The sequence below is a fragment of the Terriglobales bacterium genome, from assembly GCA_035561515.1.
Classification (GTDB): domain Bacteria; phylum Acidobacteriota; class Terriglobia; order Terriglobales; family Acidobacteriaceae; genus DATMXP01.
The window spans coordinates 1-22,954 of sequence record DATMXP010000035.1 but is presented as its reverse complement, the minus strand read 5'-3'; the positions used below and the strand labels follow the sequence as shown (position 1 = coordinate 22,954).

Annotated in this window: 23 protein-coding genes; 11 read left to right on the top strand and 12 right to left on the bottom strand. The window is 55.8% G+C overall.

Annotated elements, in window-relative coordinates; translation table 11 throughout:
• Positions 1-58 precede the first annotated feature (58 nt).
• Positions 59-1,081, top strand: a complete 1,023-nt coding sequence (locus VN577_15455) for a zinc-binding dehydrogenase (GenBank protein ID HWR16224.1) — start codon at positions 59-61, stop codon at positions 1,079-1,081.
• On the opposite strand, the gene lysA is transcribed toward VN577_15455, so the two are convergent.
• The 5 genes from lysA to hpt all read right to left on the bottom strand — a co-directional run bounded on the left by lysA (position 1,078) and on the right by hpt (position 5,978).
• On the bottom strand, positions 1,078-2,370 hold the full coding sequence (gene lysA, locus VN577_15450) for a diaminopimelate decarboxylase (GenBank protein ID HWR16223.1): 1,293 nt from the start codon (positions 2,368-2,370) through the stop codon (positions 1,078-1,080). The genes VN577_15455 and lysA overlap by 4 nt on opposite strands.
• A complete protein-coding gene (locus tag VN577_15445; protein ID HWR16222.1) occupies positions 2,367-4,157 on the bottom strand; it encodes a GAF domain-containing protein in 1,791 nt (596 codons plus the stop codon). Before VN577_15445 ends, lysA begins: the two co-directional genes overlap by 4 nt.
• 71 nt (positions 4,158-4,228) lie before the next feature.
• Entirely contained in the window at positions 4,229-4,921 is a 693-nt protein-coding gene (deoC, locus tag VN577_15440) for a deoxyribose-phosphate aldolase (protein HWR16221.1), read from the bottom strand.
• Positions 4,922-4,933: 12 nt separating this feature from the next.
• On the bottom strand, positions 4,934-5,431 hold the full coding sequence (locus tag VN577_15435; GenBank protein HWR16220.1) for a DinB family protein: 498 nt from the start codon (positions 5,429-5,431) through the stop codon (positions 4,934-4,936).
• 10 nt (positions 5,432-5,441) lie between these two features.
• Positions 5,442-5,978 carry a hypoxanthine phosphoribosyltransferase gene (gene hpt / locus VN577_15430; GenBank protein ID HWR16219.1) on the bottom strand — a complete coding sequence of 179 codons (537 nt, stop codon included), beginning with the start codon at positions 5,976-5,978 and terminating at the stop codon, positions 5,442-5,444.
• Positions 5,979-6,079: 101 nt separating this feature from the next.
• Between hpt and VN577_15425 the strand changes: the two genes are divergently transcribed.
• Together VN577_15425 and VN577_15420 are read left to right on the top strand one after the other, a co-directional pair.
• Complete coding sequence (locus tag VN577_15425) at positions 6,080-6,790, top strand: metal-dependent hydrolase (GenBank protein HWR16218.1); 711 nt, start codon at positions 6,080-6,082, stop codon at positions 6,788-6,790.
• A gap of 1 nt (position 6,791) precedes the next feature.
• Entirely contained in the window at positions 6,792-7,478 is a 687-nt protein-coding gene (locus tag VN577_15420) for an O-methyltransferase (protein HWR16217.1), read from the top strand.
• A gap of 37 nt (positions 7,479-7,515) precedes the next feature.
• Here VN577_15420 and VN577_15415 read toward each other — a convergent pair whose 3' ends face one another.
• Both VN577_15415 and VN577_15410 read right to left on the bottom strand, forming a co-directional pair.
• On the bottom strand, positions 7,516-8,040 hold the full coding sequence (locus VN577_15415) for a ferritin family protein (GenBank protein ID HWR16216.1): 525 nt from the start codon (positions 8,038-8,040) through the stop codon (positions 7,516-7,518).
• Between the two features lie 207 nt (positions 8,041-8,247).
• Positions 8,248-10,164, bottom strand: a complete 1,917-nt coding sequence (locus VN577_15410; protein HWR16215.1) for a hypothetical protein — start codon at positions 10,162-10,164, stop codon at positions 8,248-8,250.
• Positions 10,165-10,377: 213 nt separating this feature from the next.
• On the opposite strand from VN577_15410, the gene VN577_15405 reads away from it, so the two are divergent.
• Positions 10,378-11,319, top strand: a complete 942-nt coding sequence (locus VN577_15405; GenBank protein ID HWR16214.1) for a DUF5666 domain-containing protein — start codon at positions 10,378-10,380, stop codon at positions 11,317-11,319.
• 63 nt (positions 11,320-11,382) lie between these two features.
• On the opposite strand, the gene VN577_15400 is transcribed toward VN577_15405, so the two are convergent.
• Together VN577_15400 and VN577_15395 are read right to left on the bottom strand one after the other, a co-directional pair.
• A complete protein-coding gene (locus VN577_15400; GenBank protein ID HWR16213.1) occupies positions 11,383-11,814 on the bottom strand; it encodes a hypothetical protein in 432 nt (143 codons plus the stop codon).
• Between the two features lie 200 nt (positions 11,815-12,014).
• Positions 12,015-12,242 carry a hypothetical protein gene (locus VN577_15395; GenBank protein ID HWR16212.1) on the bottom strand — a complete coding sequence of 76 codons (228 nt, stop codon included), beginning with the start codon at positions 12,240-12,242 and terminating at the stop codon, positions 12,015-12,017.
• A gap of 84 nt (positions 12,243-12,326) precedes the next feature.
• On the opposite strand from VN577_15395, the gene VN577_15390 reads away from it, so the two are divergent.
• From VN577_15390 to VN577_15375, 4 genes are read left to right on the top strand one after another with little or no spacing between them, the layout of a single operon-like run.
• Positions 12,327-13,589, top strand: a complete 1,263-nt coding sequence (locus VN577_15390; GenBank protein HWR16211.1) for a tetratricopeptide repeat protein — start codon at positions 12,327-12,329, stop codon at positions 13,587-13,589.
• A gap of 47 nt (positions 13,590-13,636) precedes the next feature.
• Positions 13,637-13,954, top strand: coding sequence for a PspC domain-containing protein (locus tag VN577_15385; GenBank protein ID HWR16210.1), 318 nt, complete (start codon positions 13,637-13,639; stop codon positions 13,952-13,954).
• Positions 13,955-13,981: 27 nt separating this feature from the next.
• A complete protein-coding gene (locus VN577_15380) occupies positions 13,982-14,767 on the top strand; it encodes an alpha/beta fold hydrolase (protein ID HWR16209.1) in 786 nt (261 codons plus the stop codon).
• A gap of 42 nt (positions 14,768-14,809) precedes the next feature.
• On the top strand, positions 14,810-15,202 hold the full coding sequence (locus VN577_15375) for a hypothetical protein (GenBank protein HWR16208.1): 393 nt from the start codon (positions 14,810-14,812) through the stop codon (positions 15,200-15,202).
• Positions 15,203-15,246: 44 nt separating this feature from the next.
• On the opposite strand, the gene VN577_15370 is transcribed toward VN577_15375, so the two are convergent.
• On the bottom strand, positions 15,247-16,239 hold the full coding sequence (locus tag VN577_15370; protein ID HWR16207.1) for a tetratricopeptide repeat protein: 993 nt from the start codon (positions 16,237-16,239) through the stop codon (positions 15,247-15,249).
• Positions 16,240-16,443: 204 nt separating this feature from the next.
• On the opposite strand from VN577_15370, the gene aroA reads away from it, so the two are divergent.
• From aroA to VN577_15355, 3 genes are all read left to right on the top strand, one after another.
• Positions 16,444-17,730 carry a 3-phosphoshikimate 1-carboxyvinyltransferase gene (gene aroA, locus VN577_15365; GenBank protein HWR16206.1) on the top strand — a complete coding sequence of 429 codons (1,287 nt, stop codon included), beginning with the start codon at positions 16,444-16,446 and terminating at the stop codon, positions 17,728-17,730.
• Between the two features lie 154 nt (positions 17,731-17,884).
• Positions 17,885-18,448, top strand: coding sequence for a hypothetical protein (locus VN577_15360; protein ID HWR16205.1), 564 nt, complete (start codon positions 17,885-17,887; stop codon positions 18,446-18,448).
• Positions 18,449-18,648: 200 nt separating this feature from the next.
• Complete coding sequence (locus tag VN577_15355; GenBank protein HWR16204.1) at positions 18,649-21,444, top strand: PAS domain S-box protein; 2,796 nt, start codon at positions 18,649-18,651, stop codon at positions 21,442-21,444.
• On the opposite strand, the gene VN577_15350 is transcribed toward VN577_15355, so the two are convergent.
• Both VN577_15350 and VN577_15345 read right to left on the bottom strand, forming a co-directional pair.
• Positions 21,437-22,066: an MBL fold metallo-hydrolase gene (locus tag VN577_15350; GenBank protein ID HWR16203.1), complete on the bottom strand. Its 630-nt coding sequence runs from the start codon at positions 22,064-22,066 to the stop codon at positions 21,437-21,439. The genes VN577_15355 and VN577_15350 overlap by 8 nt on opposite strands.
• A gap of 175 nt (positions 22,067-22,241) precedes the next feature.
• On the bottom strand, positions 22,242-22,826 hold the full coding sequence (locus VN577_15345) for a cupin domain-containing protein (protein ID HWR16202.1): 585 nt from the start codon (positions 22,824-22,826) through the stop codon (positions 22,242-22,244).
• Positions 22,827-22,954: the final 128 nt, after the last annotated feature.

Sequence of the window (22,954 nt, the reverse complement as noted above, 5' to 3'; positions counted from 1 at the left end):
GGAACGAGCAAGGCGAACGCCCGATATGGTAACTTGGCGGGTTTCCTGTGAGGCTTTGATGAAAGCTATTCGTTTTCATGAATTTGGTGGTCCGGAAGTGTTGAAGTATGAGGACGTTCCGGAGCCAGTATTGCGGAAGGATCATGTGCTGGTCCGGGTGAAGGCCTGCGCATTGAATCACCTGGATCTGTGGACGAGAAAAGGCCTTCCCGGCGTGAAACTGCCGCATATCAACGGAAGCGATGTGGCTGGGGTGGTGGAAGACTTCGGAGAGTACGTTACCGGCGTGCAAAAAGGACAGCGCGTCATCCTGACGCCCATGGTCTTCTGCAATCACTGCGAGTTCTGCAATTCCGGGCAGCAGAGCTTCTGTCGGCAATTTGCGGTTCGCGGGAATTTGGTGGATGGCGGAAACTGCGAAGTTGTGGCGGTGCCTCAGGTGGAGGTCATTCCCATTCCGGACTTTCTAAGCTTTGAGGAGGCGGCGAGCGTGCCCCTTGTCTTCCTCACTGCCTGGCACATGCTGGTCGCGCGGGCGCAGATCAAACAGGGGCAATGGGTCCTCGTGCTCGGAGGCAGTTCAGGCGTGGGGACGGCGGCTATCCAGGTAGCGAAACTATTTCATGCAAAGGTAATTGCCACCGCGGGCGACGATAAGAAGCTCGAACGGGCAAGGGAACTAGGGGCCGATTACACAATCGATCACTACAAGCAGAAGATTTCCGACGAAGTGAAGCGGATCACCGAAAAGCGTGGTGTTGATATCGTGTTCGAACATGTGGGCCAGGCCACCTGGCAGGAGAGCATGAGGTCTCTGCGAACAGGCGGAACGATTGTGACGTGCGGCGCGACCACGGGTCCGGAGGCCAAGTTCGACATCCGCGTGCTCTTCGCGAAACAACTATCCTTCCTTGGTTCTTTCATGGGAACCATGGGTGACCTGCGCGAGGCACTGGGACACGTGTTCGAAGGCAGGCTGAAACCTGTGGTGGACCGCACATTCCCACTGACCGAGGCTGCGGAAGCACATCGGTATCTGCAGAATAGTCAGATGTTCGGGAAGGTGGTTCTACTCCCTTAGCGCACCGATTCGGTCCGTACCTGATCGTCAAAAGTCTCTCTGCGCCGGACGAGTTTCGTCTGTTTGCCGCTTACCATCACTTCAGCCGCCCGTCCGCGTGTGTTGTAGTTGGACGAGATCGACATGCCATAAGCTCCGGCGTCGAGAAGGGCGACGAGATCACCGGACCCTACTACCGGCAGTTCCCGATCACGTGCGAAGAAGTCGCCGGTTTCGCAGATAGGGCCGACGACATCTACCGTTTCACGCTTTCTGCTGCTGAGTTCTACCGGAACAATTTCATGGTACGCCGAATATAGAGATGGACGAATCAGGTCGTTCATTCCCGCATCTACCACGAGAAAGTTCTTGTCACCGTTTCTCTTGCGATACAGAACACGCGTGATGAGTGCTCCGCATGGACCGATGATGGCTCGCCCTGGCTCCAGAAGCAGGTGGATGCCGAGACCCGACAGCGGCTTGATCACGGCGAGCGCATATCTCTGGGCCGTCTGTGCGAAGTCCGTATGTTCTCCGTGGTAGTGGATCCCAAGCCCGCCGCCGCAGTCGATGTAACGAATATCGTGACCGTCGCGTCGGAGGTTCACCGCCAATTCGACCAATCGCTCCATCGCTGCGTTAAAGGGATCCACGGAAGTGATCTGCGATCCTATGTGGACACTGATGCCGGCGACATCCAGGTAGCGCATTTTTGCCAACTTGCGGTAGATCTGGCGAGCGTCTGCGATGGGGATTCCAAATTTGTGCTTGTGAAGCCCCGTCGATATGTAAGGGTGTGTTTCCGCGAAAACGTCAGGATTGACCCGCAAGGCGACCCGGGCATGCTTTTTCAATTTGGACGCGCGGGCGCCCAGCAACTCCGCCTCTCCTTCACTCTCGATGTTGAACATCAAGATGCCGGTTTTGAGTGCGAGGTCGATTTCCTCCTGAGTCTTTCCAACCCCAGAGAAAACCACTCGATGCGCGGCTTTCTTGTCCACGCGAAGTACACGCTCGAGCTCACCGCCGGACACGATATCGAACCCCGACCCCATGCTTGCCAGCAGCTTCAGGATGCTCAGGTTCGAGTTGGCCTTCACTGAATAACAAACGGTATGAGGCGAACCCTTGAACGCCCCGTCAAAAGTCAGGTATCGGTCGCGGATGGTGGAGCTGGAGTAGACGTAGAGAGGTGTGCCAAATCGTTTCGCAAGTTGCGCGACAGGCACAGCTTCACAAAGCAACTTCTTTCCGGAATAAACAAACGCCGGTGGACGGCCAGATGCTGAAGGTTTTAAGGGTTTCGTCATTTCTTCTGGATGGATCTGTCCGTACCTCTTACTTTGAGGACGACCACGGTTTGGTCGTCGAACTGTGCGGCGCCGGCCGTATGTTCGGTAGTCGCCTGGAAGATGGCAGAGACAATCTCGTCTGCGGTCTTCTTCCAGTTCTTCGCGACAACTTCCTCGATTCGCTGGCGGCCGAAGATCTCGCCCTCAGGGCTGGTTGCGTCCACAATGCCGTCGCTGAAGAAAGCGAAGACATCGCCGGGCTGACCGCGAAAAGTGAGTTGATCGTGTTCGACAGTCTCGAATAATCCGAGCGGCAGACCGACGGCCTCGATCCGCTCCAACTTGCCTTTTCGGCAATGAATCGGACGGGGCAATCCTGAGTTCGCGATATGCAGCAGGCTCTGCTCGTCTCGCCAAATGGCGTACACCATCGTGACGTACTGGGCGTCCACATGACGCTCCGCAAGGGAAGCGTTGATCATGCGAAGCATCTCGGATGCACTTGGGCGCTCAGCGGAGTACGAACGAAGGAATCCGCTCACCAGAGCCGCATAAAGAGCTGCCGCAGCACCTTTGCCGCTGACGTCGCCGATCGCAATACCAACGCACTTCGAGCAGCCTTCCGTATCGTTCGGGTATTCAAGGAAGTCGTAGAGGTCACCGCCTATTGCCTGGGCTGGGATGAACTTGGCGGCGAGTTCGGCATTCCCCAAGACTGGACAGCAGGCCGGCAGCAGCCGGAACTGAAGCTCCCGCGCGAGGGCCAGATCGCGCTCCAGGCGTTGCTCCTGCTTAATGACGCGCTCGTACAAAGTGGCGTTCTCGATCGCGATGGCTATCTGTGCGGCGAGGGTGGTCATCGTCCGCATGTGGTCTTCATTGAAGAAGCGCTTCTTCGTGTGCTCCAGGTCCAAAACGCCCAGTACCTTGCCCTTGTAGATCAGCGGTATGGCCAACTCGGAGCGAGTCTCCGGATTCAGCTTGATATACCGCGGGTCGTTGGTGACGTCCGGAACGAGCACGGGCTCCTTCAGCAACGCGGCATGTCCTACCAGACCCTGTCCGATGGGGATGTCGTGTTTCAGGTGAATGCTTTCCTGGAAGCGTATCGAAAATCGATGGACGAGCTTTTCACCGGTAGCATCCACGAGCAGGATGCTGAACATCTGGTAATCGATGATGCGGGTCAGCAATTCACCGACACGTCGCAATAACTCATCCACGTTCAAGATGGACGTCAGTTCACGACTGATCTCGTTCAGAAGCAGAAGCGTCCTGGCTTGACGGGAAGTGCGGGTGTAAAGGCGGGCGTTCTCAATTCCAATCGCGATGCGCGAAGCGACGACGGTGAGAAGTCGCGCATGCTCTTCCGTAAAGTAATTAGGCTGGGACGCCTCGATATCAATGACCCCAATGACTCGGTTTTTGATGATCAGCGGAATCGCAACTTCCGACCGGACTTCGGGCAGCGCCTCGATGTAACCGCTGGTGCGGCGGACGTCATTGACGACGATGGGCTCGCGACGCTGTACTGCCTGTCCGGTTACGCCTTCACCAATCTTGACGCGCGTACGCTCGACCGTCTCCGGGGTGTGGCCGATGGAAAATCGAATTCGAAGATCCTGAGTCTTCTCGTTGACGAGCAAGATGGCGAAAATCTCGTAATCGATGACCCGCCGAATGATCTCGGCCACGCGCTTCAGGATGGTGTCAAGGTCGAGGGAACTGTTGACCACGTCTGCCACGTCGAGCAGAAACGACTCAACGCTTTCCGTCGTGCCCAGGGCTTTATTGGTGGAGTTCATTCGTGACGCACCATGATATCAGCCGAAAATCACAGTTCCGACCACTTGTCCCGATATGTGGAGAATACGACCTAGACTGCGCCCAGTTCCTGCACAATGGCGACCGAGGCACTGGCCCCGATGCGGTTTGCGCCTGCATCGATCATGGCTAGAGCGCCCTGGGCGGTGCGGATGCCCCCTGCGGCCTTGACACCCATTTTCGACCCAACGACAGATCGCATTAGCCGAATATCCTCGACCGTGGCGCCCCCGGTCGACATTCCGGTGGAAGTCTTTACGAAATTTGCTTCAGCTTTAAGCGCGAGTTCACAGGCAAGCTTCTTCTCGTCCTCGGTCAGCAGGCAACATTCGATGATGACTTTGAGATGGGCTTTCCCGTTATGGCATGCATCGGCAAGTGCCCGGATCTCGTCTTCCACCAGTGAGAGTTGGCGATCCTTCAAAGCCCCCACATTGATGACCATATCCACTTCTGCCGCGCCCTGCCGGACGGCCGCAAGCGTCTCAAACAGTTTCACGGAAGACAGCGTTGCCCCCTGAGGAAAACCAGCGACTGTGCAGGTCATGACGCCGGATCCTTTCAGTAACTCGACTGCAAGTTCCACCCACACGGGTTGGACACAAACCGAAGCGAAGTTGTACTTGCGCGCTTCCGAGCACAACTGCTCGATGTGAGCACGGCGGGCGTCGGTTTTAAGAACGGTGTGGTCGATAAGGCGTGCTACGGATTGCCAGTCGCGATGAGAGGGGGCCGTGGTGGACATGTACGAATTTTATCAACTGGCCGAAGCCGCGACATCCCACTTGGGTTCCGGCCGTCCCTTCGCCGTCCAGATGATGAAATCCACCGGCTTTGGGTCGGCTCCCAATTGCCGGGCCAGCATCAGGATTTGGCCGCGGTGATGGACGGTGTGCATGACGGCCTGAAGGAGCGCCTCGGTCGAGGTAGGCCGGAAATCCGGAAACCAGGGTACGGTAACCTTGTCGTTGAGGTGGGCCTCCCGCATTTTGCCCAGATAGCTTTCGGCCTTCAAGTGATACTGCCGATAGGACAGAAGCAGGTCCGAAGCAGGCATTTCGACCGCAAGTTCTTCACGAGTCAGAGGTTCACCTTGCACGGCCGAAAGGAAAAATCGCTGCACCGCGTGGATGTGGTTCAGCAGTTCCATTACTCGTTTGTCGACCAGAGCAGCGGGTGAGCTTTGCAGGAACCGCCACATCTCGGCGTCGGCCCATGCTTGATGTGCGTACAGGTCCCTGATCAACGACAACATAAACCACCTCTTACTGGCTCAAAACGCAGACGTCCGGCAGATTACGGTAACGCTCAGCGTAATCGAGTCCATAGCCGACCACGAATTCGTCTGGGATCTCGAATCCCACATAGTCTCCGTGAACGTCGGTGATTCGGCGGGAGACTTTGTCCAACAGAGCGGCGATTTTGAGTGACTTGGGCTTGTGGTTCTGGAACTGTTTCAAAAGAAAGCTGAGGGTCAGGCCCGTATCGAGAATGTCTTCGACGATAATGACGTTCTTACCTTCGAGCGACTGGTCGACGTCTTTATTCAGTTTTACTTCGCCGCTGGATCTTGTGCTGCTCCCATAGCTGGAAACACTGATGAAGTCGAAGGTGGCATCGAGATTTACCTGCCGTGCCAGATCGCTTAAGAAAATGGAAGCGCCTTTCAATACGCCGACAAAAAGAATCTGTTCACCCTGGTAGTCACGGGTGATCTGTTCCGCAAGCTCGGTCACACGTCTCGCGATCTGCTCGCGCGAGATGAGAACCTTAAGTTGCGCCTGAGTGGCTGATGATTGCATGGCGAAAAGGATATCAGCAGTCCTAACCGAGCGACAGTGAGTTGGATCGGCGAAATCCGGAGCTCGCCCGCTGATTTACAATTTCCGGGCACGAGGAACATATGCAACTTCATGGACTGAAACTCACCTGGCTTGGGCACGCCACATTCCGGATCGAAACTCCCAAAGGCACAACGATCTACGTTGATCCGTGGCTGTCGCAGAACCCTATGACGCCCGAATCGGAGAAGGATGTTAAGAAGTGCGATGTAATGCTTTGTACCCATGGGCACTTTGACCACATCGGCGACGCCGTCGCGATCGCGAAGAAGCACAACTCGAAGGTAGTCGGAATCTTCGAACTCGCTACGTGGATGGGGAAGAAGGGGGTCAAGCATGTCTCACCGATGAACAAGGGCGGGACCCAGAAGGTGGAGGACCTACAAGTCACAATGGTGCACGCAATTCATTCGTGCGGCATCCAGGAAGACGATGGGTCCATCATTTACGGTGGCGAAGCGTGCGGGTACGTGATCGAATTTGAAAGCGGGCTCCGGCTGTACCACGCGGGTGATACAGCGGTTTTTGGTGACATGGCGATCATTCGTGATCTGTACGCGCCGGAAATCGCCTGCCTGCCGATGGGCGACCACTTCACGATGTCGCCGAAAGAGGCCGCGTATGCCTGCAGTTTGTTGCGCCCGAAAGCGGTGATCCCAATGCATTTTGGAACGTTCCCACTGCTGAAAGGTACGCCGAATGAGCTGCGCAAGCTGGTGTCCGATATGGGAGTGGAAGTTGTTGATCTAAAACCAGGACAGACGATTCAGTAGCATGACGAAATTTAATCAGAGCAATTATCCAGATGCGCATCCGATCACTGGCCCTGAGGTGGAAAACTACCTCTACGCCATGCTTCCGCCGCGCGACTCCGTGCTCACGGAAATGGAGCAGAAGGCGATTGAACGCAAGATTCCGATTGTCGGACCTGTAATTGGGCGTCTTTTCGAGTTGCTGGCCCAAATCAGTGGCGCCGAAACAGTGTTTGAGCTTGGTTCGGCGATCGGCTACTCGACCATTTGGTGGGCTCGTGCGGTCGGCAAAACAGGCCGGGTTCATTACACGGACGGCAGCGCGCAGAACGCACAGGAAGCGAGGGGCTACTTCGAACGTGCGGGAGTAGCTGACCAAGTGGATGTTTCCGTCGGTGATGCCCTGGAGATACTTTCGGAGCAGAAGGAACAGTTCGACATCATCTTCTGTGACATCGACAAAGAAGACTATCCTCGGGCCCTTCGGTTGGCGAAGAACTTCGTTCGATCGGGCGGCCTGTTTGTCGCCGATAACGTTCTTTGGAGCGGACGGGTAGTCTATGCGGCTGGCAATCCCGAGATCAAAACAGACCCGCAGCATCACACCAAACAGATCGTGGAATTCAACCAGATGCTGGCAAATTCGCCGGAGTGGTATTCGGTGATGCTGCCAGTTCGGGACGGCGTGACAGTGGCGAGAAGACTGTAGCCACTCGCCACCCGATTACCCGCCAAACAGACGATGATTAATCGACCGGGACGTAGTCGGCCTTGGAGTGGCCGCATACGACACACTTAAGAAAATTCAGCGTCTGAACCGTGTATCCACAGACGTTACACACGTAGTAAGTCGTCTTGTTGTGCATCTTGGCCAGATGCTTCAGCGCATCCTGAAAAAGTCGTGCGTGTTCCGCTTCCGTCTTCAAGGCATATAAAAACGTTCGCACCGCTTCGGGATGGCCGTTCTTTTTCGCCAGTTCCAACATGGGCGGGTACATCACATCCCGCTCATAGATTTCCCCCTCCATTGCCGATTGCAGGTTCTCGCGCGTCGATTTCACGACTGGTTTTTCAATCGTAGCTTTGGGCTCCGCACCTAGTTTACGGATGACCTCGGCATGGTTGCGGGCATGAAATTCCTCGGCTTTCGATGCTGCGCGAAATAGGCTTGCAACCTGGCCAAATCCTTCCATGTCGGCCTTTTTGGCGAACTCTTTGTATCGATGGCTGGCATTGCTTTCGCCGTTAAAGGCTTCCTGCAGATGGTCCAAGGTGGTTCCAACCGACTCCTTGGCGATTACCGTGGCGGAAAGAAGAAAAGAGAATGCTCCGAAGATCATGCTGTCCTTCCTTTACGACAATGCAACACCCAAGCACAGGTGTCGGCAGTGACGCCGATTTCGGTTTTATGTGATGAGCGTCGGACGCGCCAACAAAAAAGCCCGGCAGATAGCCGGGCGGAGGCACACAGAAGAAAGTTACTTGCGGTCGTCAATCTTGTGGACGTTTGAGTTCGCAGCAGGACGATTATTATCGTTGATGCGCTTCGGTTGAGACGTGGTGCGATTCGGTGCCGGGGGTGTGTACACGCCGATGTTGCCGTTCTGCGCAGTGTTGTTCTTCGGCGGCGCAGCCTGGTTGTTCGGTTGTTGCTGGTTGTCCGGAGGCGGCAACAACAGTCCGGGTTCCTGCTGACGCTGCGGTGTCTGCTGCTGCGTCGGCGCAGTTTGCTGCGCTGGAGGTGCCTGCGTCTGGTCAGGAGCCGGCAGCAACAAGCCGGGGTTCTGTTGTGTAGGTGCTGGCGCCGTCTGGTTCGGTGCGCTGGGCTGAACCGGCGCAGACTGCTGCGGAACATTCTGCTGTGGAGCGACCGGCCGTTGCGGCGGAGCCGTGGAAGGCTGCGTCGCCGGCGGATTCGGAACCGTTGTGGCAGGTGGTTGCGTGTTGACGGGGTTTCCGATTGCGTTCGAGTCCTGCCGCTGATCGCCGGGCTGTTGACCCGCGGGCTGCTGTGCTCCAGGCTGCTGATTATCCGGAAGTGGCATAATCATCCCGCCGTCCTTGGGACCTTCCTTGACGTTGCCGTTAGGCCCGGGCTGGTCATTTTCAGGCAAAGGCATGATCAAGCCGTTGTCGTTCTCGCCCTGATGTACCGTGACAGGCTGTTGGCTGTCCGGCAGCGGCATCGCGAGGCCGCCAGTACTGGGGGATGAACTGGTCGCTGGGCGAGGCGGCAGGATGAGATTGCCATTCGCGTCGCTGACCCGAACCTGCGGACGCGCTACAGGCTCCGCCGGCTCTACCACCACCGAATTATCTGCACGCCGGCGTAATAGGACCGGGCCACCCATCCTCTGCCGCTCCGCTTGCGCTTCGGCCATCCGCTGTGACACCAGCGCGTCGCTGTTTAAAGCGACTTCCCCTATCCGCATCCCTTCCACTTCCTTGCGGGTAGCTAGCGCGACACGGGAATTTGCTTTGTTCGCTTCCTGGGCGCGCTCATAAAAGTGATTCGCAGTTTCGCGGTCGCCATCGAGCTCGGCCAGATATCCCATGTTGTTAAGGGTGAAAGCATCTGTTGGGGCGAGTTTGTAAGCTTGTTCGATGTATTGTCGTGCTGCGCGACGGTCATTGCGGTTCATCGCCGAAACACCGCGAAGATTCAATCGAGCCACGCGCGCTTCCATGCTGCCGTCGCGCATATTCCGGCTGAGTTTGTTCGCGTTATCGCGCGCGACCTGGCTGATAGCGCGTCCACGCCAGTTTGGATACGCGGCGATCTCGATTCGCTCACCGGAGTTGGAGTTCGCTGCCGCGGAGTAATACTGGTAAGCGGCTTCGAGTTCGCCTTCCTTCTCCTTGGCGTATCCCATGTTGTTCAGTGTGAAAGGGTTCTTCGCATCCAGCGCAAGCGCCTTTTGGAGGATGAGGTCAGCCTCAGGGGCACGATCCTTGTTCAGGAGCGCGATAGCCTGGCTGTTAAGACGGTTGATCTTGATGCCTTTTTCTTCCGCGTTTCCAGCTACGGCCGAAACCGGTTTGCCCTCGACAAGAGAGTTATTCGCCTTGTCGACAACTGCATCGGAACTCACTTCGGAAGATAACTGGTAGTAACGCTGGGCGCGATCAGTATCTCCCTCCAACTCCGCCATGTACCCGAGATTGTTCAGCGTGAAGGGATCGTTTGGGTCGATGAGATACGCTTCGTAAAAGAGCTTTTTGGCTTTGTCGTATTGGTGTTTCTCAACGGCGGAGACACCGTCGCGATTCAACTTCTGGACCGGGGTGTACTTGCTTCGCTTCGGCAGGGGAATGCGAAGATCGCCTGCGTGAAGCGATAACGGTCCCAGGGCTAAAACCAGGGAAGCCACGACCAGGGAACGGGGCCGATGCATGTACGGACAAGACCTCCAGAAAAGAACAGAGCAACATCGCTGCCAATCAAAGCAGCAGCTTGATGACTGATTTGATGGGTGAAATCCTCACGCGTTTGTCCGAACTCCGGAGAAAGTTGCTGACCATGGGTATGGAAGTGCCAATCTTGGGAAATTGCCTCCCAGGGCAGCGGTTAGCCAACTCTGTAAGTCAGACCTGCTTCTCACCAGCGCATGAGAAGTTTCTACCCTTCAGCGATGGCCATCCTGGTTGCGGTGTCCATGGGAACGGCAGCAGTCGCACAGCAGGCAGGCAATACTCCGCCCCAACAGAGTCAAGAGAAGCACGCCGAACAGCAAAGCGGCGCGGAGCCAGTCCAGATGCCGGTCACGGTCAAGGTGAACCAGCCAGATGGCAAAAAGACGGCTGCGACTGACGACGATCCCGTCTTTGGACAACCGAAGCTGCCCGATGGCAAAACCAGTCTGATCGGCGGAACCGTAAGTAAGATCGACGGTATCCACAATGAACTCGGCGTGAAGGTCTTCGGCGGCAACCGATGGAACGTGCAGTTCGATGAGCGAACCCACTTCTTCCGTGATGGCAAGGAAACTACCTTCGAACACGTAAAGAAGGGCGACCGCGTGTACGTGGACACCATGCTCGATGGTGACAAGATCCTCGCCCGGAACGTGAGAGTTGTTACGAGCGCCGTAGTTGCTGACGCTAGAGGCCAAATCACGAGTATCGAAAGCAATATAGCCAGTGTCGCGGATAGTCTCTCAGGTAGGCCGGTCACCTTCCGCGTCAATGACGACACCCAGATCAAGCGAGAGGGCCAGACAGTGCCAGCGTCGGAGCTAAAGCCCGGAGCGCTCGTGAGTGTCCAGTTCAAGCCCGGACAGGCTCGCGAAGGCAACGCGCAGGAAATTACGATTCTTGCCGCGCCGGGAGAAACCTTCACCTTCGCTGGCAAAGTGAGATATCTAGACGTGAGCAGCGGTTCCATTGCGGTCGAGAACCGTACCGACAACAAGACTTACGACATCGCGTTCGATCGGAAGAGACAGCTTCCTTCCAACCTGATGGTTGGTTCCGATGTGACTGTCGCGGCTATTTTTGACGGGAACCACTACAAGGCCAATGACATTAGCGTGAACCAGGAATCCAAATAAGTTCTTGCAGCAAAACGAAAAGCCCTCGCCGATCGCGAGGGCCTTTCACTTTCTGCCGGAGTTTCAGGCTTCGTTCCGCTTGAGGAGAATGCCGGCGATAAATGCGACGGCTGCGGCCAGTAGCCACTCGATGCGCCATACCTGGACCGCCTGCCAGTCAACCAGCGACTTCGCGCTGTAGATGAAACCCGTCGCAATTGCAGCGGCGAGACAGACGATGCCTACGATAAAGGAAATCAAAGCCCCAGTAGACAGGCCGAGAGCGTGCCGAATGTTGTCGAAATCGAGCGCTTCCGCCCACCTGTTGCTGTGGGCCTGGACCGCCTGGCGTTCGCCTCCGCAAACATGGCAAAACCGGGCGCCGAGTACGAACTCCGTTCCGCATGCCTCGCAAACTTCTACGCGCGAGCGCACATCGACGGGAACCTCACGGGCGTGGTTCTGTACCGCGGGACGCCAATATTCCTGTGAAACCTTATCAGCAAGCTGCTCCATAACTTATTGAACTCCTTAATGTTCTCGTGCGCACTTGAAGCACCAAAATGGGAATTTCGCTATGTGCCGAATATTCAATGACTTACAGGACGCTGAGGATTTTGGGTCACGTTCGCAAGCGGGAAAGAATTACTCAGAGGCCGAAAAGTTGAGCAATCTGAGGAAAGGAGTACGGCGCCTGCGGGGGACAAGCGCCGTAATTAGCGGTGAGGCATTCGGAGGACTTTTGGGTTTCCGGTACTGCGGTTCCAAAACTCCAACAAAACCAGGTCCGTATCACGAAGACGGATATCGGACGGACGCGCGCTGCCGTCGTTGAAAATGTTTTCGTCCAACAACTGGTGCAGGCGTGACAGAGATATGCCCAAAATTGCTGCGGCTTCCGCCTCGGTGTAAGAGTCGGTCTGGGAATGATTTGCGTTAGTCATTCTGTCCGCCCCCAGCGGACAATAGCTTTCTACGCGTTTCAGAATCCCTGGAATATCGGATAAACTACTCAGGTACTTACCTTCATGAAACCCTATGGCAGTTCGCGTTTCAGACGGCTATTCTTCCGTACTGTCCTGATCCTTGCTTTTACACTACTTACGACCTTAGCCGTAGCCTCCCATCCCAAAGCCGAAAACTCCAAGCCAAAGCCGGCGCAACAGATCCTGAAATACCACCTCCAGGACGAGCACACGCGCAGAGGTTTTGAGCACTTCTACAACCTTCAGTACGACAAGGCGATCAAGGAATTCGAAACTGCGCTGGAGAAGAATCCTGACGACGCGTTCGCGGTAAACCATCTTCTATCGGGCGTTATGTTCAAGGAGATGTACCGCATCGGCGCACTGGATAGCGAACTCTACGCCAAGGAAGGATTCCTTCAAAGCAAGCAGTTTCCGGTGGAGCAAAAGACCAAAGACCGGATCAAGGCGTTGATGCAGCAATCCTTGCAGTTGTCCGACGCGAAGCTCAAGACAAATCCGAATGACGTGGACGCTCTGTACGCCCGTGGTGTCACGCGAGGACTGAAGTCAACCTATACGGCTCTTATCGAAAAAGCATGGTTTTCGGCATTGCGCAGCGCCGTTGGCGCTCGTCATGACCACGAGAAGGTGCTGGAGCTGGCGCCGGACTACACCGACGCGAAGATGATCGTCGGCATGCACAATTACGTGATTGGAAGCGTGAGTTGGGCAGTGAAAGTAGCCGCGTCGATCATCGGACTCAGTGGCAGCCGGGAAAAGGGAATCAAGTACCTCTACGAGGCTGCCAACGGTGGAGGAGAGGCTGCCGTGGACGCCAAGATTGCGCTGGCGCTTTTTCTCCGGCGCGAGGAACGTTACAAGGAAGCCATCGAACTCATCGATGGCCTTAACAATAGCTACCCTCACAATTTCCTCATGGCGCTTGAACTTGCGAATCTCTATAACGCATCCGGCAAAGCACCCGAGGCGATTGCAAGCTATCACAAACTGCTGAAAGCCGCTGAGAGCGGCGCGTATCCTGAGGCCCACATTGAGATGGCCTGGTACGGATTGGGTGAGGCGCTTCGCGGCCAGCGCGACGCAAAGAACGCCGCGGAAGCGTTTGAGCGGGTACTGCAATTCCAGAAGACAGATCCCGATCTTCGCCTGCGAGCGTCGTTAGGAGCAGGAGAGATGTGCGACGTCCTTCAGCGTCGAGAGGACGCGGTGAAGCACTATCAAACCGTTGTGGCGGAAGATCCTGATTCTCCCCGGGCAAGTCTGGCAAAGAAGCACCTGAAACAGCCCTACCGAATGATGTAGGGAACCTTTTTCACACTGACTGCGTATCATGTGGTGGAGGGAAGTCCATGTACTGCAACTACTGCGGAAAGAACATTCAGGACGATGCGCGTGTTTGCGCTTATTGCGGCCGGATTGTTGCCGGGACCATGCCGATTCGGCGCCTCGAGCGCTCCCGGGTTGACAACAAGATCGCTGGTATCTGCGGAGGCATGGCCCGGTACTTCGGCACCGATGTCACCCTCATGCGCCTGATATGGATCATCGCCTTGGTCGCGACGGTTCCACTCGCATTGATCGTTTATCTGGTTGCGTGGGTCATTATCCCCATGGAGCCGGAGTACGTACTGCCGGCCCATGTCGCGAGCGTACACACTCCGCAATAGCTGGAATTTGGATAAACTCGAGTCGCCATGCGAGTACGCAGCGGAGACACAGAAATCTTCTACGAGGTCAGTGGAAACGGTCCTGACCTCGTTTTATTGCATCCATTTCCAGCCAGCCACCACGTCTGGGGCGGCGTTGCCGAACTTCTTTCCACTCGATACCGCGTCATTACACCAGACCTTCGCGGTCTCGGCGATTCTCCGATAGGTGATCGACCCGCTACTATGCAACAGCACGCCGAAGATCTGCTCGCCGTGCTACAGGATGTTGGCGTTGTGAAGGCAAGCTTCGCGGGTAACTCGATTGGCGGCTATATCTTGTTTGAGTTCTGGCGCCGGTTCCGTGAGCGCGTCGAAGCGTTGGTTTTCGTCGACACCAAAGCCAGCGCGGATGGCGACGACGCACGCAAGACGCGTCTCCAGGCCGCTGAGGACGTTCTGAAGCGGGGTACCGAGCCCTTCATCGAGGCACAGCTTCCGAAACTGATCGGCGAGAGCACCCATCGCAACCGACCGGATGTAGTGCAGAACGCAAAACGATGGATGATGCAGGCCTCCGCGATGGGCATAGCGGCGGTTCAGCGTGGCATGGCTGAGCGTGCCGACTCCGTTCCAACCCTGAGCACCATCAACGTCCCCACGCTGATCTTGTGGGGCGAAGAGGACACGGCCACTCCTCTTGCGGAGATGGAGAAGATCCACAGCGGCATCCGCAATAGCCGATTGCGTCGTATTCCCAAAGCGGGACATTATGCTCCGCTGGAAGCGCCGGAACAGGTCCACCTCGCGTTGCGGGAATTTCTGGGACGCTAGTTAAGCTTTGCGCGCTACCCTGAAGCCGATAGAATTTCCGACATGATCGATTCTGCAATCATCCCGGCAAATACCGTTATAACTGCGAAAGGCGATGGGGATCCCGTGGACATCTCTTCGGCCGAGAACAGGGTCTTTCTGGTCAGCTTGGATATCGTTGAAGCCGTTGAACAGGAGTCTTTCGACCTCTCGATATTCGGTTCAACGGATGGCCAGACCTGGACGCCCAAGGCGCTTCTCGAATTCCCGCAGCAGTTTTATAAAAGCCAAACACCGATCTTGCTGGACCTAAGGGGCGAACCTGACATTCGCTTCGTTCGTGCGCACTGGAAGGTAAACAGGTGGGGAAGGGGCTCGGAAACTCCAGCCTTTACGGTTTCAGCAAAAGTGCGGGAAGTACCTGCAGCCGTGTTGCGCGAAACATCGGCAAAATGAAAGATGGAGCGGCTGGTTGACCGCTCCATCTCAGTGTGTTGTGGCTATTTTTTTTCAGCCAGAACCACTTCCTGCAGTTTCCCTAGTGTCTTTCTCGCCGCTTCCGAATTGGGTCCGTCCGGCTCTTTCTGCAAAAAAGTCTGCAAGTCAGCAACGGCAGCGGGGTAATTCTTCAACCCTGCATAAGCCTGTGCGCGGAAGATCAGCGGGTAATGAATACTAGGAGGCAGAAGCTTTTCCGATCTCGCCAGGGTGCCCAGAGCCTCGTTGAACTCTTTCCTGCCGATCTGGGCTCGCGCCAACTCCGTCAGCGCTTGCCACGAATCCGGATGCATTCTCAAGCCACGCTCCAAAACCTGCTGAGCCTGCTGAAACTTGCCCTCGACGTTATACAGAGACGCGAGTGCGACGAAGCTGGTGCCGTCTCCATAGTCGAGTGCGACGGCTTTCTCCAGGTCCGGTTGCGCACTCTGCGTATCACCCTTCTGCAGGTTCAGCACGCCGCGGAGAGCTAGCGCCTGTGCGTAATCGGGATACATGCCCAGGGCTTGTTGAACGAAGCCGAACGCATCGTCGATGCGTGACTTCCGGAAAGCATCGAGCGCCTTCTGAAAGAACTTACGGGCTTTCCCCGGCACTTTCATCTGCGACAGGGAAACAGTGGGATTGCTGCTGGACTCAGTCGTCGGGGGCGCAGGCATCGATAGAGTGACATCTCGGTCGTGCTCCGGGTCGAAGCGCATGCGCGCTTCTGTCAATCCATAGATCGCAACGATCTCGTAGCGACCAGCCGGTAGCTCATCCGTTTGAAAGCTTCCGTTGGAGTATGTATACGTAGTGATGACCGTGCGACCAGTCATCAATTCTTGTATTTCAACTCGTGCGCCATTCACAGCGTTTCCGCGGTAATCGCGAACCACTCCACTGATCGGCGCTTCGAAACGGTCATGACTGGGGCGTGACCATGGCGTTGATTGAGCCCAAGCTGGCAACGCTAAGGCTAAAATAAGGAAAAGAGCCGAGGGCCGAAGTTCCATTTCCGTTACTTCCCAATTTTCACGAGACGTTCCAGTTTGGGAGGCAGTGGCGAGGACCTTGTTAACTGGTACCGAGCTCGGCGCTTTGTTCCGCGCTGACTGCTAAGAGAGAAAAAGAAGGCGAGAAGTTGTATTTGCTCTTGACAATATAAAGAAGTTGAAGTAGCCGACGCGGGCAACTTATTCGAGGATGGGCCAATACAAATGCAGGACGATGTCGCAGTTATTCATCCGGCACACAACATCTTAGGCAGTCTTCGACTGCCGGGCGACAAATCAATTTCGCATCGCTACGCAATGTTGGCGGGAATCGCGAAGGGCACGACGAAACTGTTGAATTTCTCTACAGGGGCGGACTGCGCCAGCACTCTTGCTTGCATGCGCGAACTCGGATGCGACGTAGTTCACACCGAAGGCGCGGTTGAAATCGAAGGACGTGGCCTTCATCTCCAGCAGCCGGCGGAAGACCTGAACTGCGGCAACTCCGGTTCGACGATGCGAATGCTCGCCGGAATACTGAGCGGACAGAGCTTTTCCTGCAGGATGATCGGAGACGAATCGCTCTCGCGTCGTCCGATGCGTAGAGTAATTGAGCCGCTGACTTCCATGGGAGCACGCATCCATTCTGTGAGCGGATTCCCGCCACTTGAAATCACCGGTCAAAAACTTCAGGCGATTGAGTACGCTCTGCCGGTGCCCAGCGCTCAAGTGAAGTCCGCCATTCTCCTCGCCGGACTTTACGCAGAAGGCGAAACGGTTGTTAATGAGCCAGTCCCCACTCGCGACCACACGGAGATTGCACTGCGTGCTTTTGGCGCAAGCGTGACACGGATGGGTTGTCGACTGAGTATCCGCGGTTTCCAGGACCTCTCTGCGATCGAGACCACCGTCCCGGGCGACCTTTCGTCGGCAGCCTTCTTCCTTTGTGCTGCCGCGCTGTATCCGCAATCAAACCTCGTGATTGACGGACTCGGCATGAATCCCACGCGTGCCGTTCTACTCGATGTGCTTGCCTCCATGGGAGTGAGAACTCGTGTCATTCGTTTGGAAGAGAAACACGGAGAACTTGTCGGAATGATCACGGTGGAATCCGGCAATCTACGCGGCACGGAAATAGCTGGCGCCACCACCGCGGCTGTCATCGACGAAATTCCTGTGCTGGCTGCCATCGCGCCCTATACGAAAGACGGCGTTCGGATCCGGGATGCGAAGGAACTTCGGGTCAAGGAATCCGACCGTCTTGCCGCCATTGCAGAGAACCTGAAGGCCATGGGCGCGAAAGTCGAAGAAGACGAAGATGGCTTGACGATCCCCGGCCAGCAGGAACTTAACGGCGCCGATATCAACTCTCACGATGATCACCGGATCGCCATGGCTTTTGCCGTGGCCGCTCTAAGGGCCAAAGGGGAAACAAGGATACATGGCGCTAGTTCGGCACGTATTTCTTTCCCTGAGTATTTTCGCCTGCTACAGCAGCTCACTTCGGAGTAGTTACCAACTAGTCATCAGCCCACCCCGGGGGCAACGCTGCCATCCAAGTCGGAGTGTCCCCGTGCTGACTCCCTGCTCTCCTCATGGCGAGCGCCTGAGCGGGAAGGCGTGAACCACACGGAGGACGAACGACCGGTTTGGAGAGTGGAAAGAAATGAAAAAAATCGCATTAGCTATGATCGCGGTGCTGTTTCTGCTTGCGGCGCCGGCAACATTCGCGCAAGACCGAGGCTCGGTTGGCGTTTATGCGGACTATGTTCGTCTGAAGCACGCTGATAACGCTAATTTCTGGGGCTTGGGTGGACGTGTTGGTTTCAACATCCATCCCAATGTCCAGCTGGAAGGCGAGCTGTCGTACAACTTCGCGCAAAGCTTCACGAACACGACGACGAATGGCGGTGTGGTATCCGTCAATACCACCAATCTTCGTCTGATGCACGGGTTATTCGGTCCGAAGTTCCAAACTACCGGTGACGCAGTGCGTGTCTTTGCCGTAATGAAAGGCGGCTTCCTGAACTTCAGTACCGACAAGAATCTCGGTAACCAGTTCTCGGGAATCAATGGCGGCGATACGAACGGTGTCTTTTACCCCGGCGGCGGCGTGGAATTCTTCGCGGGCTGGTTCGGATTCCGTATTGAGGCGGGCGACCTGATGTACTTCGATCGCGGCGCCAACCACAATCTGCGACTCACGATTGGCCCTCAGTTCCGGTTCTAACCGAACTCCGGGAGACAAGGGCAGCTTTCGGGCTGCCCTTTCGTCTTTGTTGCTGAACGAGAGTCACGGTTCGCGTGGTAAGCTGTACGACCATAGTGTGGTGATCGGTAGTGTGGTGATCGGTCTGGCCACCCTCCTTTTCTTTTGTCATGCAGGAATCCCGTCACGGAGCAGCCCGAATTACAGTCGATTCGCAACTCGTGCGTAAATCCTTGCTCGCGCGAACTGATCAGGTTTTTCTGGCTGGTTTTCCGCTCGACCAGACCCTGGGAGCACTTGCCGAATCGCTGGTTCCGGAGTTTGCAGACTGGTGTTTTCTCTACACCTGTCAACCGTCCGGCGAGTGTACGCTTGCGGCGGCATATCCACGTGCGTCCGATGACCCTCTGCATGCTGCCGACTTCTTCCACAGCGATTTCATCAAGCAAGTCACTAGCGGCGATCATCCAGTAGTGCTTTCCGATGGCATTTCTGAACTACTGATGGCTGTAACGCGGAGCCAGAGCCAGGCTTCCCAGCTTCTCAGTCTCGGAATCCAGTCGATGCTCATTGCTCCCATGAAAGCGTTCGGCAACACCGTGGGTGCTATCGTCTTTTTCTCCTCCAAGGCAGACAAGATTTACGGTGAACACGACATCGAGTTTGCCGGCGATTTAGCAAATCGGGCGGCAGCATTTGTCGAGAACGCAAGGCTTCAGCATGCGGCGAAAGAAGCGCTTCGGGACAAAGACGATGCTTTGACGCTGTTACACAACGTGCTTCAGCAATTACCCGCTGGTGTCATCATTGCCGACCCGACCGGCAAAATCATTCTCCGAAACGACTATGCGAACAAATTCTGGAGAACCGATGCTCCCGTCGCCCAAGATGTTGATCAGTATCCCGATATGTACCGGGCGTTTCATGAAGACGGCACTCCCTTCACCGCTACCGACTGGCCTCTCATTAAGGCCTTGCGAAGCAGGGAACAGGTAAACGGCCACGAGTTCGAAGTTGTGCGGCACAACGGACAAAAAGTGACGGTTCGCGCCAACGCCGCACCGATCCTGGACGCGAGCGGAAAACTGGTTGCTGCTGCCGTCGCCTTCGAAGATGTAACTTCCAGAGTGGCGGCAGAACGAGCCTTGAACGCGAGCGAACAACGTTTTCGTTCCCTGGCCGACGCGACTCCATCAGCAATCTTCATCCACGACAATCAGAGTTTCATTTACGCCAATAACGCTACCAGCGAGATCACCGGGTTCTCGAACGAAGAACTCATGCGCAAGAACCTGCTCGACTTGGTGCATCCGGATTCGCTTGAGTACATCAGGGAACGCTTCCGTCTGCGCGCCGAGGGTAAACCCATCCCGTCTCGATTCGAAGCCCGCATCGTGACGAAAGACGGTACGGCAAAGTGGATTTACTTCAGCGGAAGCAGCGTGGAGTTCGCAGGTCGCCAGGCGGTAGTCTCAGGAGCCATCGACATCACGGATCAGCGCACCGTTGCGGAGCAGATGCGGCTTGGCCGCGAACGCGAGCAGTTAGCCTTCGAGTCCGCCGGTATCAGCACATGGGAGTGGGACATCCGCGAGAACCACGTGATCTGGTCCCCGGAGGTGCGACGAATCTTCGGTATCTCTGAATCAGAGGCTCTCGCAAACGATTTCGACTCGCTCATCTCGCGTGTTCACGAGAGCGACCGCAACCGGGTGAAGTTGGCGATTGAGATTGCGGTTTCGTCGCATCAGGACTTTGACATCGAGTTTCGAGTCCAGCGTGGCGATGGCAACTGGGGATGGGTCCATTCTCGAGCTACGGTCTTCAAAGATTCCAAAGGCGTTCCCGAACGTATGATCGGCGTCGCCATCGACGTCACCTCTTCCAAGACGTTCGAGAAAGCGTTGCGTGAGAGCGAGTATCGCTTCCGCGCTACCTTCAACCAGGCAGCGGTGGGAATGGCGCTGATTGCGGTCGATGGCTCGATGCTGATGGTGAACCACAAGCTCACGGACATCCTGGGCTTCTCCCGCGAAGAACTATTCGGCAGGAACTTCCGCGAGTTCACCCACCCCGACGACCTCCCGTCCTACGACGAGAAGTTCTACGGCATGCTCGAAGGTATGTGGCCAAGTTACACCGCGGAGAAGCGTTATATCCGAAAGGACGGAACCCAGGCGTGGGTGCAGACGGCCGCTTCGCTCCTGCGCGATGAGAACGGTCGACCGAAATACATCATCAAGGTCATCGAAGATATAACCGAGCGTCGTCAGGCTGCCGAAGCGTTACGCCATTCAGAGAAACTTGCCGCCACGGGACGTTTGGCGGCCAGCATCGCTCATGAAATCAATAATCCGCTTGAGGCCGTAACCAACCTGCTGTATCTGCTCGAGCAGAACAAATCCCTGGATGAGACCGCGAAAGGCTACACGCGAATGGCGCAGGAGGAAGTAACCCGAGTCGCGCACATCGCCCGGCAAACACTCGGTTTCTACCGCGACAGCACCAACGTCGAACCCGTTCAGGTCTCTAAACTCATGGACGAGGTGCTGGCCATCTTCGGCAGGAAGATACGCAATGCGGATATCCAGATCGAGTGCGATCTGGGGAAAGACGCGCCGATCGAAGCCTATTCCGGCGAGGTCAGGCAGATCCTTTCCAATCTCTTGGCCAATGCTATTGATGCCACTGGACGCAGAGGAAAGATTCACGTTCGCGTGAGTCGCGCGCGCCATTGGACTGGAAAGGGCCAGCGAGGGGTTCGCGTCAGTATTGGTGACTCGGGACCCGGAATCAAGGCTGAGCACAAGGCTCGCCTGTTCGAACCGTTCTTCACCACAAAAGGTTCCAAAGGAACTGGACTGGGCCTTTGGGTCACCATGGGTATGATCCAGAAGCATGGCGGATCCATCCGGGTTTGGTCGAGCACGCGTCCCGGCAACAGTGGGACCGTTTTCACAGTATTCCTACCCCAAAAGCAGAAAACAGAGGTCGTGAGGAAGAAGCGCGCTATCTGACGAGGAAAGGATTTGTTTCCTTCTCTTCGCCGATCGTCGTCGCTGGTCCGTGCCCCGGAATTACCACTACCTCGTCAGGAAGTTGCATTAGTTGCTGATGTAGTGAGCGCATGATCTTGTCAAAGTCGCCGCCCGGTAGGTCCGTTCGGCCAATGCTTCCCGCAAACAGTGTGTCGCCCGCAATCAGCTTCTTTTCGGATTCAAAGTAAATGCACGTGCTGCCCTCAGTATGGCCAGGGGTGTGAAGGATGTTCGCTTCAAGCGTGCCGGCAGAGATCTTTCCTCCATGATCCAGGGAGGCATCGATCTTCACCATTCCCGGAGCAGCCATTCCAATCCACGCCGCTTGCATGTCCAGCATTCCGAGTTGCGACATGTCGTTGGTGTTCATCAGGATCGGAGCTCCCGTCGCCTGCTTGAGCTTCATCGCGCCACCGACATGATCGATGTGGCCGTGAGTAATCAGGACTTGTTTCACCTTCAAGCCGTGCTTTTGAACGACCGACAGGACTCTCGAAATGTCGTCTCCGGGATCGATAACGATGGCCTCGCGTGTCGTTTCATCTCCGACGACAGAACAATTGCATTGCAGGGGACCGACAGGGAAGATTTCGTGGATCATGGGGCAGTTGCGTTCCTTGGATCCAGTATTCAGGAAAAGCCGGAGCGGAGCAAATCAGCAGTGGCAGGTAAATGTGCGCGGTCTGCATCCAAGGCCGGACTTCTCAAAGGGACCGGCCGCGCCTATCGAGTTCGATAACGGGACGCTAAGGCGTCCACCGCCTAGTCACGGGTCTTCAGGCGATCGTGACCACTACGCCTTCTGACGATTTCTTTCCTTCGCTGCGGTACGAATGCGGCACCGAAGAATCAAAGTAGACCGAATCGCCCGCTGCCAGAACGTAGTCCTCGTTTCCGATCTTCAGTGCCAGATCGCCGTGAATGACGTAAAGGAACTCGAAGCCGGAATGAAAATGGATTCGGGCCTTCTCGGGAGCGATCGGCTGAAACTCCGCAAAATATGCATTCAGCTTCTTTTCAGTAGCTGAAAAATCCAGGCTCTCAAAGAAATAAGAAACATCATTTGTCGCCGGCTTATCGGGGAAACGCTGGCGTTCGTTCTTTCGTACCACTGCAACAACGTGTTTGTGTTCTTCGCGGAAGAAATACTCAAGTCCCACGCTGAACACCAGTGCGATTCTTAAGAGTGTAGGTAAGGTGGGAAAAAGCTTTCCCCTCTCCAGTTTTGATAGCAGAGCCGCGGAAAGACCAGTGTGCTGCCCCAATTCCACGAGCCCCATTTTTTTCCGCAACCGTAAAGTGCGGATCTTTTCGCCAATTTTGTACGGCACCAGGCCGTCGACTATGGTCTGCGAAACCACGTCCACCCTCCGCTGTTTGAGTTGAATGACAATTCAACCATGCTGCTTTACTGATACTCACTTGGATTTATCGTAGGACGATGTTCTCCTTGAGAGCAAAGAAATTTTATTACAAGTCAATGTTATTG